14 protein-coding genes are annotated in these 12,267 nt (G+C 72.6%); 6 read left to right on the top strand and 8 right to left on the bottom strand.

Annotated elements, in window-relative coordinates:
* Positions 1-13 precede the first annotated feature (13 nt).
* The 6 genes from rsmG to rpmH all read right to left on the bottom strand — a co-directional run bounded on the left by rsmG (position 14) and on the right by rpmH (position 3,557).
* Positions 14-877 (bottom strand): 16S rRNA (guanine(527)-N(7))-methyltransferase RsmG, encoded by an 864-nt coding sequence (rsmG, locus tag ACGF5C_RS13420; protein ID WP_393300841.1) that lies wholly within the window; start codon positions 875-877, stop codon positions 14-16.
* Between the two features lie 4 nt (positions 878-881).
* Positions 882-1,472: a protein jag gene (locus tag ACGF5C_RS13415; protein ID WP_393300838.1), complete on the bottom strand. Its 591-nt coding sequence runs from the start codon at positions 1,470-1,472 to the stop codon at positions 882-884.
* A gap of 215 nt (positions 1,473-1,687) precedes the next feature.
* On the bottom strand, positions 1,688-2,677 hold the full coding sequence (yidC, locus tag ACGF5C_RS13410; RefSeq protein WP_393300835.1) for a membrane protein insertase YidC: 990 nt from the start codon (positions 2,675-2,677) through the stop codon (positions 1,688-1,690).
* Between the two features lie 3 nt (positions 2,678-2,680).
* Positions 2,681-2,920, bottom strand: coding sequence for a membrane protein insertion efficiency factor YidD (gene yidD / locus ACGF5C_RS13405; protein WP_350677800.1), 240 nt, complete (start codon positions 2,918-2,920; stop codon positions 2,681-2,683).
* 44 nt (positions 2,921-2,964) lie between these two features.
* Complete coding sequence (rnpA, locus tag ACGF5C_RS13400; RefSeq protein WP_393300832.1) at positions 2,965-3,381, bottom strand: ribonuclease P protein component; 417 nt, start codon at positions 3,379-3,381, stop codon at positions 2,965-2,967.
* A 38-nt stretch (positions 3,382-3,419) separates the two neighbouring features.
* The gene (gene rpmH / locus ACGF5C_RS13395; protein ID WP_091100492.1) at positions 3,420-3,557 is read right to left on the bottom strand and encodes a 50S ribosomal protein L34; all 138 of its coding nucleotides are present in this window, start codon (positions 3,555-3,557) and stop codon (positions 3,420-3,422) included.
* 634 nt (positions 3,558-4,191) lie between these two features.
* On the opposite strand from rpmH, the gene dnaA reads away from it, so the two are divergent.
* The 5 genes from dnaA to ACGF5C_RS13370 all read left to right on the top strand — a co-directional run bounded on the left by dnaA (position 4,192) and on the right by ACGF5C_RS13370 (position 10,674).
* Positions 4,192-6,057: a chromosomal replication initiator protein DnaA gene (gene dnaA, locus ACGF5C_RS13390; RefSeq protein ID WP_393300829.1), complete on the top strand. Its 1,866-nt coding sequence runs from the start codon at positions 4,192-4,194 to the stop codon at positions 6,055-6,057.
* 786 nt (positions 6,058-6,843) lie between these two features.
* The gene (gene dnaN / locus ACGF5C_RS13385; protein WP_393300826.1) at positions 6,844-7,977 is read left to right on the top strand and encodes a DNA polymerase III subunit beta; all 1,134 of its coding nucleotides are present in this window, start codon (positions 6,844-6,846) and stop codon (positions 7,975-7,977) included.
* A gap of 40 nt (positions 7,978-8,017) precedes the next feature.
* The gene (gene gnd, locus ACGF5C_RS13380) at positions 8,018-8,890 is read left to right on the top strand and encodes a phosphogluconate dehydrogenase (NAD(+)-dependent, decarboxylating) (protein ID WP_393259547.1); all 873 of its coding nucleotides are present in this window, start codon (positions 8,018-8,020) and stop codon (positions 8,888-8,890) included.
* Positions 8,891-8,906: 16 nt separating this feature from the next.
* A complete protein-coding gene (gene recF / locus ACGF5C_RS13375; RefSeq protein ID WP_393300823.1) occupies positions 8,907-10,040 on the top strand; it encodes a DNA replication/repair protein RecF in 1,134 nt (377 codons plus the stop codon).
* On the top strand, positions 10,030-10,674 hold the full coding sequence (locus tag ACGF5C_RS13370) for a DUF721 domain-containing protein (protein WP_393300820.1): 645 nt from the start codon (positions 10,030-10,032) through the stop codon (positions 10,672-10,674). Before recF ends, ACGF5C_RS13370 begins: the two co-directional genes overlap by 11 nt.
* A gap of 3 nt (positions 10,675-10,677) precedes the next feature.
* Here ACGF5C_RS13370 and ACGF5C_RS13365 read toward each other — a convergent pair whose 3' ends face one another.
* The gene (locus ACGF5C_RS13365) at positions 10,678-10,908 is read right to left on the bottom strand and encodes a hypothetical protein (protein ID WP_393300817.1); all 231 of its coding nucleotides are present in this window, start codon (positions 10,906-10,908) and stop codon (positions 10,678-10,680) included.
* 82 nt (positions 10,909-10,990) lie between these two features.
* Here ACGF5C_RS13365 and ACGF5C_RS13360 point away from each other — a divergent pair, with 82 nt between their 5' ends.
* The gene (locus ACGF5C_RS13360; protein ID WP_393300814.1) at positions 10,991-11,497 is read left to right on the top strand and encodes a MarR family winged helix-turn-helix transcriptional regulator; all 507 of its coding nucleotides are present in this window, start codon (positions 10,991-10,993) and stop codon (positions 11,495-11,497) included.
* On the opposite strand, the gene ACGF5C_RS13355 is transcribed toward ACGF5C_RS13360, so the two are convergent.
* Positions 11,482-12,036: a hypothetical protein gene (locus ACGF5C_RS13355; protein WP_393300811.1), complete on the bottom strand. Its 555-nt coding sequence runs from the start codon at positions 12,034-12,036 to the stop codon at positions 11,482-11,484. The two genes, ACGF5C_RS13360 and ACGF5C_RS13355, sit on opposite strands and share 16 nt — an antisense overlap.
* Between the last annotated feature and the right edge of the window lie 231 nt (positions 12,037-12,267).

The following is a 12,267-nucleotide window of genomic DNA, read 5'->3' as shown; positions in this document are numbered from 1 at the left end:
CTCCGATGTGGAGTCAGCGTCGACGGGACCGACCGCCGCGCGACCTCTTCGGCGCCTTGGGCCGTGCCGGTCCCACCACCCGCTCCCGCACGATCTCCACCACGGTCGTCGACGGGTCGATGATTCCTTCGCCGCAGCGGTGCATCTCGGGCTCCCCGCCACCGAGCCGCGCCACCGTCTCCGCGTGCTCGGCGATCTCGTCGGCCGCCGACGCGCCCTTGAGGGCGATGAGCCGACCGCCGGGAACGGCCAGCGGCAGGCACCACGTCGACAGCCGGTCCAGCGGGGCGACGGCGCGTGCGGTGACCACGTCCCCGCTCAGCGGGCCCACCCCGGTCGAACCGGTCGCCGCCTCGTCGGCCCGGCCCCGGAACACCCGGACCGTCTTCGCCAATCCGAGTTGCTGCACCGCCTCGATGAGGAAGGAGGTGCGCCGGGCGAGAGGCTCGATCAGGGTCACCGTCAGGTCCGGCCGCGCGATAGCGAGCACCAGACCGGGCAGTCCCGCCCCGGAGCCGACGTCGAGCACCGTCGAGCCCTCCGGGATCCGCTCGGCCACCGCCGCGCAGTTGAGCAGGTGCCGGTCCCAGATCCGGGGGGCCTCGCGCGGCCCGATCAGGCCGCGGACCACGCCGTCGGTGACCAGCAGCTCGGCGTACGCGGCGGCCAGGTCGATCCGGTCGCCGAAGAGAGTGCGTGCCGCACCGGCCAGTTCGGGCGGCAGCACCGCGTCGGCCGGCGACGGGGCACGGCGGCCGTCGGCCGTCGACGCGGCGGCATCGGAAGGCACGGGCGAGTCCGGCCGGACAGGCGACGGCCCGGGCGGCATGCCACCCGGGCCGGCCGCGGCACCGGCCGCGGTGTCGTCGTGAGCCACCCGGTCAGTCCGCCGGCCGGACGATGATGCGCCGGTTCGGCTCGACACCTTCGGACTCGCTCTCCACGCCGCTCATCGCGTTGACCACGTCGTGCACGCACTTGCGCTCGAACGCGGACATCGGCTCCAGGCGCACGGGCTCGCCGTACTCCTTGACCTTCTCGACGGCGTTCTTGGCGACGGCGGCGAGCTCCTTGCGGCGGTTCGCCCGGTAGCCGCCGACGTCGAGCAGCAGCCGGCTCGGCGTGCCGGTCTGCCGGAAGACGGCGAGCCGGGCGAGTTCCTGGAGCGCCTCCAGGGTGGCACCGCGCTGGCCGACCAGGTTCTGCAGCCGGCCGCCGACCACCTCGACGACCGGACGGCCGCCGGAGACCAGCTCGTCGATGTCGCCGTCGTAGTCGAGAATGTCGAGCAGGCCCTCGACGTAGTCGGCCGCGATCTCGCTCTGCCGGAACAGTTCGCTCTCGCCGGCGGGCTTCTTCTCCTTGGTGGCCGGCTCCTCGTCGGTCTCCTCGGTTTCGCCGTTCACCGCGGTCGGCTCGGTCCCCTCGGAGTCCAGGGACTGCTCAGCGCGGGGGGTGCTGGTGTCGGTCACGGTCTCATCTCCGTACTCGCTCGGCCGGACCGTCGGGTCCGCTGGTTTCCCGGGGCCGGCGGGAGGTCGCCGGTGCCCACGGGCACGTCTGTCGTACGGGCAGTCTCGCCCGTGACCGCGCCGCGCGCGGCGGGTTCCGCCCGGCGCCGGCCGTACGGCGGCTGCACGGTGCGGAACGGGCCGCCGCCGGTCTCCCGACGGCGGCCCGGAGGTCCTCAGCCCTGCCGCTTGGCGGGGCGGCCCTTCTTGGGGTTGGTCGGCTTGGCGCCCGGCTTGGGGCCGGCGACCTTCGGCGTGGCCGGCTTGGCCGGGGCCTGGGGAGCCGGCTTGGCGCGGCCCAGCAGGCCGGTCTTGGCCGGCTGCACCGGGTTGCGGGCCGAGGTGCCCGGCTTGCCGGTGGTGGCGCTCGGCGGCGGCGGGAACTTGCGCAGCACCCACTGCTGCTGCGCCAGGGTGGAGAGGTTGTTAATGACCCAGTAGATGATCACACCGATGGGGAAGATGGCACCGGAGACGAGCAGCGACAGCGGGATGCCGTAGAGCATCAGCTTCTGGATCATCCGCTGCTGCGGATCCTCGGCCCAGCCGGTCTTGAGGATCATCTGGCGGCTGGTGAGGTAGGTCGTGCCCATCATCAACAAGACCAGGATGCCGGCGATGACCTTGACGGTGGTGCCGTTGGCGTTCAGCGCCGCCAGCTCGTCGGCGGTCGAGCCGAACTTGCCGGCGATCGGCGCGGTGAAGAGCTTCGCGGCCGAGGCGCTCTCGAACTGGCCGACCGTCCAGCCGTAAAGGGTCTTGCCGCTCTCACTCTTCCCCGGATCGAGTCGGCGGAGCACGTGGAACAGGCCGAGGAAGACCGGGATCTGGAGGACCATCGGAAGGCAGCCCATGAGCGGGTTGGCCTTTTCCTTCCGGTAGAGCTCCATCATCTCCTTCTGGAGCGTCTCCCGGTCACCCTTGTGCTTCTCCTGCAGCGCCTTCACCTGCGGCTGGAGCGCCTGCATCGCCCGCTGCGACTTGATCTGCTTGACGAAGACGGGGAAGAGGATCACCCGGACGGTGACCACCAGGAAGACGATGGCGAGGATCCAGGCCCAGTTCGTGCCGAGCACCGCCGCGTCCGGCACCCCGATGGCCTCCCAGGCCCCATGCCAGGCCAGCAGGATCCACGAAATCGCGTAGTAGATCCAGTCGAGACTCAATTCTCAGGCTCCAGTCACATCGGCACGGCGGCGTCCGCCCGGCTCCGGCACCGGGTCGTGTCCACCTGGGTGGAAGGGGTGGCAGCGCAACAGCCGCCGGACCGTCAGGCCAGCTCCCCGGACAGCGCCGTGCCGCGCGACCGCCTCGAGGGCGTAGGCGCTGCACGACGGGTAGAACCGACAGCGGGCCGGCAGAGCCGGACTTATCCACCGACGGTACGCGATGATCGGCCCGCTCAGCACCCGGGCACCGATCGTCGCAGGCCGTGGCGCGGCCGGCCCGGCGGTCACCGCGACCGCCGTCCGCGGGGCGCCCGCGCGGCGGCGATCGCCGCGTCCAGGTCGGCGCCCAGTCGCGGGTACGCCGCCTCGGCCGCCGCCGGCAGCGCGCGGACGACCAGGGTGCTCCCGGGGGGCAGCTCCGTCAGCCGCTCGCGGACCAGGTGCCGCAGGCGGCGGCGGACCCGGTTACGGACGACCGCGTTGCCCACTGCCTTGGACACGACGAAGCCGGCGCGGGCCGGCGCGGAGGGTTGCTCCGCACCGCTGCTCCGCGCCGGCTCCGGCGAGGTTGCTGTCGCGGCGTCGGGGGTCGACGGCAGGCTCAGGTGGACGACGATCGCGCCACGGCCGGCGCGGCGGCCACCCCGGACCGCTGCGGCGAAGTCAGTGCTGCGCCGCAGTCGCTGTGCGGCCGCCAGCACGACTGCCCACGTCCCCCCGGACCTGACCCCGGTCGGCCTCAGGCCGACAGGCGGGCGCGGCCCTTGGAGCGACGGGTCGAGATGATGGCGCGGCCGGCACGGGTGCGCATGCGCAGCCGGAAGCCGTGGGTCTTCGCGCGCCGGCGGGTGTTCGGCTGGTAGGTGCGCTTGCTCACGTCAGGCTCTCCGTTTTCGTACGCCCCGGGCAAGGGGACGCCGGGGTCGTGTGGTGGTCCAGGCCACCTCGGCGGTGGCCCCCGATCGGTGCTGCCCGGCGATGCGGGACCTCGGCGATGCGGGGAAGCGACCGCGGACAGCAAGCACCCATCACCCTAGCAGAGGGCGAGAGAGCAGCCGATCCAGCCTACGCAGGCGGGCAACCACCGTCAAACACCCCCATCAGGGCGGACACCGGTGCTCCGCCGACGACCGAAGCGGCGGTTTTCGCTGATGTTGCCAAGGGTCGCCGCGCGTCGGCGGTTGATGGCGCGCGGACAACGCTGTTACCGTGCCCGATTGCGGTCAGCGTCGAAAGGTCCGGTCGTCGCTGGCGGGCAAGACCGGACAAGGTAGTGAATCGTTCGGCACGGTGAACCCGCTTCAGCGCCCGTTCAGGCAGGGGGGCAGGTCCGACCCGCATCCGGCGGGCGGCCACAATCGGTACGTACACAGGCTGTGGATAACTTGTGGACGAGGACCGGTCGGCCGTCCGGGTGGGTGTCGTTCCGCCCGTGAACGCGGCGGGCCCGGGGCGACCGACCGGAGAAGACGGCGGCGTCGGCGGAGCAGAGGCGAGGGGGTGGCACGACGGTGACCGGCACGACCGACCTTGCCGCGGTGTGGACGGCGACGACCGACGAACTCGCCGACGAGATCATCTCCGCGCAGCAGCGGGCGTACCTGCGGCTGACCCGGCTGCGGGCCATCGTCGAGGACACCGCGCTGCTCTCCGTCCCGGACGCCTTCACCCGGGACGTGATCGAGTCCCGGCTGCGCCCGGCGATCACCGAGGCGCTCACCCGCCGGCTGGGCCGGCCGATCCAGGTCGCGGTGACCGTACGCGTGGCCGACGACAACTCCGGCCGCCCGGCGGGCACCGTCTACCGCAGCGCCCCGGAGCCGGGGCCGGTGGACCACGACGGCGGGCCGCGCGACTTCGGCGACCGGCCGGTGGCGTTCGACGGCGCGGCGGTGGGCCTGCTGGACGGCGCGGCCCTCGACCCCGGGCAGCAACCGCCGCTCATCCCCGAGCAGGCGCACCCGGAGCGGCGGCCGGACGGCCCGGTCCCGGCCGCGCCGCCGGTCGACGACGGGCTCCGGCCCGGCCCGGGCGACCGGGACGGCCAGGAGGCCCTGTTCAGCACGGCGTTCGCCGAGCCGCCGCGGCCCGACCGGACGGCACCGGCCCGGCGCGCGCCCGACCGACGCGGCTTCGACGAGCAGGCCGCCCGGCTGGACCCGCCGACCGCGGACACCCGGGGTTTCGAGCCGCGTTACCGCGAGGACGCCGTCTCCCCCCGGGACCAGCACGTGATCCGGGCGCTGCCCCGGGACACCGGCACCGACAGCGGACCGGGCCGGGGTGGCGTGGATCACCGGCCCGGCGGCCGGGACGACCGGCGGCTGCCCGGCGGCGTCGAGAGCGGCGGCAACCGGCTCAACCCGAAGTACATGTTCGAGACGTTCGTCATCGGCTCGTCCAACCGCTTCGCCCACGCGGCGAGCGTCGCGGTGGCGGAGTCGCCGGCGAAGGCGTACAACCCGCTGTTCATCTACGGCAGCTCCGGGCTTGGCAAGACGCACCTGCTACACGCCATCGGGCACTATGCCACGACGCTGGGCAACGCCCGCTCGGTCCGGTACGTCTCGACCGAGGAGTTCACCAACGACTTCATCAACTCGCTCCGGGACGACAAGACCAGCGCGTTCCAGCGGCGCTACCGCGACGTCGACATCCTGCTGATCGACGACATCCAGTTCCTGGAGACCCGCGAGCGCACCCAGGAGGAGTTCTTCCACACCTTCAACACGCTGCACAACGCCAACAAGCAGATCGTGATCACCTCCGACCGGTCGCCGAAGCAGCTCGCCACCCTGGAGGACCGGCTGCGTACCCGGTTCGAGTGGGGGCTGCTCGCCGACATCCAGCCGCCGGATCTGGAGACCCGGATCGCGATCCTGCAGAAGAAGGCGGCGCAGGAGCGCCTCTACGCCCCGCCGGACGTGCTGGAGTTCATCGCCTCGCGGGTGTCGAACTCGATCCGGGAGCTGGAGGGCGCGCTGATCCGGGTGACGGCGTTCGCCAGCCTGACCCGGTCCACGGTCGAACTGTCGCTCGCCGAGGAGGTGCTGCGGGACTTCATCCCCGACGGCGCCGGGCCGGAGATCACCGCCGACCAAATCATGGTCTCCACCTCCGAGTACTTCGGCGTCAGCCTGGAGGACCTGCGCGGGCACTCCCGCTCCCGGGTGCTGGTGAACGCCCGCCAGGTGGCCATGTACCTGTGCCGGGAACTGACCGACCTGTCGCTGCCCCGAATCGGGCAGGCGTTCGGCGGGCGGGACCACACCACCGTCATGCACGCCGACCGCAAGATCCGCCAGCAGATGGCCGAGCGCCGCTCGCTCTACAACCAGATCGCCGAGCTGACGAACCGGATCAAGCAGAACACCTGACGCGTACGCCCACCGTCGCGCGGTGGGCGGGAAGTGACGGAAGCGCCCGGCCGGACCACCGGCCGGGCGCTTCCCCTTCTCCACAGCCGGCCCGTGCTTGACCCTCGACATGGTGGAGACCACACCATCGAAGCCGTGTCCGTCCACCGCCCGGATCGTTGTCCACAGCTCGTTGTCCACCGCCTGTGGATAACTACCGTCCGCACAATCCTCGGTTACCCACAGGTTGTGGAGAAACCCTGGGGACGACGCTGTGGACGCCTGGGGACAACGTCGTCGTTGTCCACCGACGACGGTCCGCCTGTGGGCAAGCTGTTGAAGGTTCTGGGGATGACGCCCGTCGAGCCGGTTCCGTCTGTCCACAGGACTGGGGAGAAAGTCCGTGGATTACCGGTGGAAAACCGGTGGACAACGGTGGAAAACCTGGGGGCAGTCGCCGCCTGTGGATCGCGACACGGGTTGTACCCCCGGTTCTCCACAGCCAAACCACCGGTGGATAACGTGTCTGACCTGCGCAGACGGCGGTTCTCCACAGTTTGCACAGGTGCGATGAAGATGACGAGTTATCTCTTCTAAGACAACAAAAACCAATCACCACCGTTGGACTTCCTGTGGATTGGCCGGACCCGCCGTGGGCGGGCCTCCGGCATCGGGAAGTCCACGGGGTCGGGCGCACAGCCGATGCCCGCGCGCCCTAAGGTGCAATGGGTACCCGCACGGACAGGCGGGTCGGTAGGCAGCGGTCGGCATGAGAGAGTTGTCGCTGACGTCGACGCGGAGGCATTGATGAAGTTCCGAGTGGAGCGCGACGCGCTCGCCGAGGCCGTGGCCTGGACCGCGAAGAGCCTGCCCAACCGGCCGTCCGTACCGGTGCTCGCGGGCGTGATGCTGCGCGTCACCGACGGAAACCTGCAGGTTTCCGGCTTCGACTACGAGGTTTCCAGCCAGGTGACCGTCGAAGTGCAGGGGGACGCCGACGGGGCCGCCCTGGTCTCCGGCCGGCTGCTTGCCGAGATCACCAAGGCGCTGCCGGCCAAGCCGGTGGACATCGCCGCCGTCGGGGCGCACCTCGAACTGGTCTGCGGCAGCGCCCGGTTCACCCTGCCCACCATGCCGGTCGAGGACTACCCGTCCCTGCCGGAGATGCCGGAGAGCGCCGGCACCGTCGACGCGGCCGCCTTCGCCGCCGCCGTCGCCCAGGTCGCCGTCGCCGCCGGCCGCGACGAGACGCTGCCGATGATGACCGGCGTACGCATCGAACTCTCCGGCGGAACGCTGGCCATGCTCGCCACCGACCGCTACCGGCTGGCCCTGCGCGAGATGGAGTGGAACCCGGACGACCCCGAGGTCAGCATCAACGCCCTCGTGCCGGCCCGGACGCTGCACGACACCGCCAAGGCCCTCGGCCCGCTCGGCGGCCAGGTCACCATGGCGCTTTCCCAGGGCGCGGCCGGCGAGGGGATGATCGGCTTCGCCGGCGGCACCCGGCGCACCACCAGCCGGCTGCTCGACGGCGCGAACTACCCGCCGGTGCGCTCGCTCTTCCCGGCCGCCCACAACGCCGAGGCCCGGGTGTCCGTCAGCACCCTGATCGAGGTCGTCAAGCGGGTCGCCCTGGTGGCCGAGCGGACGACCCCGGTGCTGCTCAGCTTCAGCGCCGACGGCCTGGTGGTCGAGGCCGGCGGCACCGAGGAGGCGCGGGCCAGCGAGGCCATGGAGGCCACCTTCACCGGCGACCCGCTCACCATCGGCTTCAACCCGCAGTACCTGATCGACGGCCTCGCCAACCTGGGGGCCCAGTTCGCCGTGCTCTCGTTTGTCGACGCCTTCAAGCCCGCGGTGATCTCGCCCGCCGGCGAGGATGGCGAGGTCGTCCCGGGGTACCGCTACCTCATCATGCCGATCCGCGTCTCCCGCTGATCGCGCCCGAGAAGACCCCGACGCACGGAGGTAGGAACACATGCAGCTCGGCCTGGTAGGGCTCGGCCGGATGGGCGGTAACATGCGCGAGCGGTTGCGCGCCGCCGGGCACGAGGTGGTCGGCTTCGACCACAACGCGGAGCTGAGTGACGTCGCGACCCTGGCGGAGCTGGCGGAGAAGCTGGAGTCGCCGCGCGCGGTCTGGGTCATGGTCCCCGCCGGTGTCACCGACGCGACCATCGACGAGCTCGCCGGCGTCCTCGGCGAGGGCGACATCATCATCGACGGCGGCAACTCGCGGTTCAGTGACGACGCGCCGCGTGCCGAGCGGCTCAACGAGCAGGGCATCGGTTACCTTGACGCGGGCGTCTCCGGCGGCGTCTGGGGCCGGCAGAACGGCTACGCGCTGATGGTCGGCGGCGCCCGGGAGCACGTCGACCGGCTCATGCCGATCTTCGAGTCGCTGAAGCCGGAGGGCGAGTTCGGCTTCGTGCACGCCGGGCCGGTCGGTGCCGGGCACTACGCCAAGATGGTGCACAACGGCATCGAGTACGGCCTGATGCACGCCTACGCCGAGGGCTACGAGCTGCTGGCGAAGTCCGAGCTGGTCACCAACGTGCCGGGGGTGTTCAAGTCCTGGCGCGAGGGCACCGTGGTGCGCTCCTGGCTGCTCGACCTGCTCGACCGGGCCCTCGACGAGGACCCGGAGCTGGCCGAGCTGAGCGGCTACACGGAGGACACCGGCGAGGGCCGGTGGACGGTCGACGAGGCGGTCCGGCTCGCCGTGCCGCTGAACGTGATCACCGCCTCGCTCTTCGCCCGGTTCGCCTCCCGGCAGGACGACTCGCCGGCCATGAAGGCCGTCGCCGCGCTGCGTCAGCAGTTCGGCGGGCACGCCGTCCGCAAGCGCTGACCGGTATCCACAGGCTGTGTACGTCCGCCGGCTCGAACTGGTCGACTTCCGCTCGTACGAGCGGGTCGGCGTGGACCTGGAGCCGGGGGCGAACGTCCTGATCGGCGCCAACGGCGTCGGCAAGACGAATCTCGTCGAGGCGCTGGGCTACGTGGCGACCCTGGATTCGCACCGGGTCGCCACGGACGCCCCCCTCGTCCGGATGGGCGCGGCCTCGGCGGTGATCCGTTGTGCCGTGGTGCACGAGGGACGCGAGCTGCTGGTCGAGCTGGAGATCGTGCCGGGCAAGGCCAACCGGGCGCGGCTGGGCCGGTCCCCGGCCCGCCGGGCGCGGGACGTCCTCGGCGCGCTGCGGCTCGTGCTGTTCGCCCCGGAGGACCTGGAGCTCGTCCGGGGCGACCCGGCGGAGCGCCGCCGCTACCTCGACGACCTGCTGGTCAGCCGCCAGCCCCGCTACGCCGGGGTGCGCGCCGACTACGAGCGGGTGGTCAAACAGCGCAACGCCCTGCTGCGCACGGCGTACCTCGCCCGCAAGACGGGCGGGTCGCGGGGCGGGGACCTATCGACCCTGGCGGTTTGGGACACCCACCTGGCCCGGCACGGCGCGGAGCTGCTCGCCGGCCGGCTGGAGCTGGTCGCCGCGCTCGCCCCGCAGGTGGCCAAGGCGTACGACGCGGTGGCGGCGGGCCGGGGGGCGGCCGGGATCGCGTACCGGCCCTCGGTGGAGCTGACGGAACCGACCACCGACCGGGAGGCGCTGGCGGCGGCGCTGGCCGCCGCGCTCGCCGAGGCCCGCACCGCCGAGGTCGAGCGGGGCACCACGCTGGTTGGCCCGCACCGCGACGAGCTGGCGCTGACCCTCGGTCCGTTGCCCGCCAAGGGGTACGCCAGCCACGGCGAGTCGTGGTCGTACGCGCTGGCGCTGCGGCTGGCCGGGTACGACCTGCTCCGCTCCGACGGCATCGAGCCGGTGCTGGTGCTCGACGACGTCTTCGCCGAGCTGGACGCCGGGCGGCGGGAGCGGCTGGCCGGGCTGGTCGGCGGGGCGAGCCAGCTGCTGGTGACCTGCGCGGTCGACGACGACGTGCCGGCGTCCCTGCGCGGCACCCGGTACGCCGTCGGCGAGGGGACGGTGCGCCGTGTCGGATGAGCAGCTGCCCCCCGCCCGCCTGGGCCCGGGGCGCGGCGGGCCGGCCGGCGGCGACTCCGGCAGGACGACAGGTGACCCCGGCGGCGCGGCGGGCGGCGGGGACGCTCCGGCCGGCGCCAGCGGGCCGGAGCTGGCCCGGGCGGTGCTCGACGCCGCCAGGGCCCGGCGGGAGGCGGCGGCGCGCACCCGCCGGCGTGCCCCCGGCGGTGGCGCGGGTGGCGACGGCGACGGCGGCCCGCAGCGTCGCCTGCGCGGCTACTCGGGCCCGGGGCCGGACCCGCGGGACCCGCAGCCCCTCGGCGCGGTGCTCAACCGGCTGGTGAAGGCGCGCGGCTGGCAGCAGCCGGCGGCGGAGGCGACCGTGTTCGGCGCCTGGGAGCGGGTGGTGGGCCCGGAGGTGGCCCAGCACAGCCGGCCGGTCAAGCTGGAGGACGGCGAGCTGACCGTGGAGGCCCGGTCGACCGCCTGGGCCACCCAGCTACGGCTGCTGGCCGGCTCGCTGCTCCAGCAGATCGCCCGCGAGGTCGGCCACAACGTGGTGCGCAAGCTGCACATCCACGGCCCCGCCGCGCCCTCCTGGTCGAAGGGCCCCCGCCGGGTACGCGGACGCGGCCCCCGGGACACCTACGGCTGACGGTCAGTGACCGCCGCGCCGGGCCTCCCGCTCGGCGCGCTTGCGCTCCCGCTGCTCGCGGCTCCACTGCTTGCGGCGCTCCAGGTCCTGCTTCCAGGCCTCGCGGGCCTCGTTGGAGCCACCCTGCACGGCGCCCTGCACCTCCGGCGGGCCGGCCCAGCGCCGGAAGGCCCACGCCATCAGCCAGCCACCCTCGCCAGAGCCGCCCTTCGGAGCCGGCTTCTCCTCGCTCATCGACTGACCCTTCCGTTAGCGTGCAAATAATTAGTACCCCAACCATTGGTACGATACCAACGACGACGAGGAGGTCCAGCCCGTGCCCGACGATTTCGACGGAAATCCCCTGGCGCTGGAGCAGCAGGTGTGCTTCGCGCTCTCCGTCGCCGCGCGCGGCGTGGTCGCGGTCTACCGGCCGCTGCTGGAGCCGATGGGGCTGACTCACCCGCAATATCTGGTGATGCTCGCCCTGTGGCAGTACGCGCCACTGTCCGTACGCGACCTCAGCCGCTTGTTGCAGCTTGACCCGGGCACGCTGTCGCCCCTGCTCAAGCGCCTGGAGGCGAACGGCTACGTCCGGCGGGAGCGTGATCCCGCCGACGAGCGCAGCCTCGCGGTGACGCTGACCCCGGCCGGTGAGGCCCTGCGGGAGCGCGCGGAGCAGATCCCGCCCGCGATCGTCGAGCGGCTGGGCCTGCCGATCGCGGACCTGCGTCACCTGCACACCGTGCTGACCCGGGTCATCACCGCCGCCAACCGCGCCGGCGCCGCAGCCCCGCCAGACCCGCGTGGGTCGGGCGGGGCGCCGGGTCAGGCGTCGGCGTAGACGGCGAAGCCGCGGTCGGCACAGCGCCGGTAGAAGGCGGCCAGCACGCTCAGCTCGGCACAGGTGAAGTTCCACTGCGGCGGCGCGCCGCTCTCGTCGCGTAGCGCGTCCAGCCGGCTGTCGAGCCAGCGCAACTGCTGCTCGGCCAGCCGCCCGTCGGCGAGCAGCGACCGCAGCACCTGGCTCACGGAGTCGAAGGTCACCGCCTCGCCGTGCGGGCGGTGGCCCGCCACGAACCGCTCGATGCCGCCGGCGACCCAGGCGCAGCCGTCCGGGTCGATCACCGGGTCCTCGTCCTCGGCGGCGGCGTCGGTGGCGTAGAGCACACCTTCGAGCCCGAGCAGCAGGTCCACCAGCTCGGTGTAGGCGGTGGCCCGGACGGTGCCGGTCTTGGCGATCAGCTCGGCGAGCGCCGCAGTCGGCGCGGAGATTCGCGGCATGTCGACGATGTCGCCGAAGTCGACGAACTCCGCCGGCGCGACCGGGTCGTAGAAGCGGCCGGTCCGCGGCCACTGCACCGCGACGTTGTCCAGCCCCATCTGGCGTCACCTCTTAATGAGCGTGTGTCGGTTCGATCGGGTCGATCGTCCGGTTCCGGCCGGAAAAGATCAAGGCCGGGCCGTCGGCGCGGCGGGGCGGGTCTTTCCTGCCCGTAGGCCGACACCGATCGTCGGCCGGTCGCGCCCTCGATCGGGCCCTGGCGTGTAGGGGGAGTCGCGGGCGGCGCGGTTCGGCCGGCTACGTCGGTCTGAGACGCCTCGCAGGGGTGC

This window comes from Micromonospora sp. NPDC047620, assembly GCF_043205005.1.
Classification (GTDB): Bacteria; Actinomycetota; Actinomycetes; order Mycobacteriales; family Micromonosporaceae; genus Micromonospora.
This window is presented reverse-complemented; position numbering and strand designations above follow the sequence as displayed.

Excerpts from the sequence above, each read along its gene's own strand:
- dnaN (WP_393300826.1), top strand. The coding sequence starts at position 6,844 with ATGAAGTTCCGAGTGGAGCGCGACGCGCTCGCCGAGGCCGTGGCCTGG.
- gnd (WP_393259547.1), top strand. The coding sequence starts at position 8,018 with ATGCAGCTCGGCCTGGTAGGGCTCGGCCGGATGGGCGGTAACATGCGC.
- ACGF5C_RS13365 (WP_393300817.1), bottom strand. The coding sequence starts at position 10,908 with ATGAGCGAGGAGAAGCCGGCTCCGAAGGGCGGCTCTGGCGAGGGTGGC.
- ACGF5C_RS13355 (WP_393300811.1), bottom strand. The coding sequence starts at position 12,036 with ATGGGGCTGGACAACGTCGCGGTGCAGTGGCCGCGGACCGGCCGCTTC.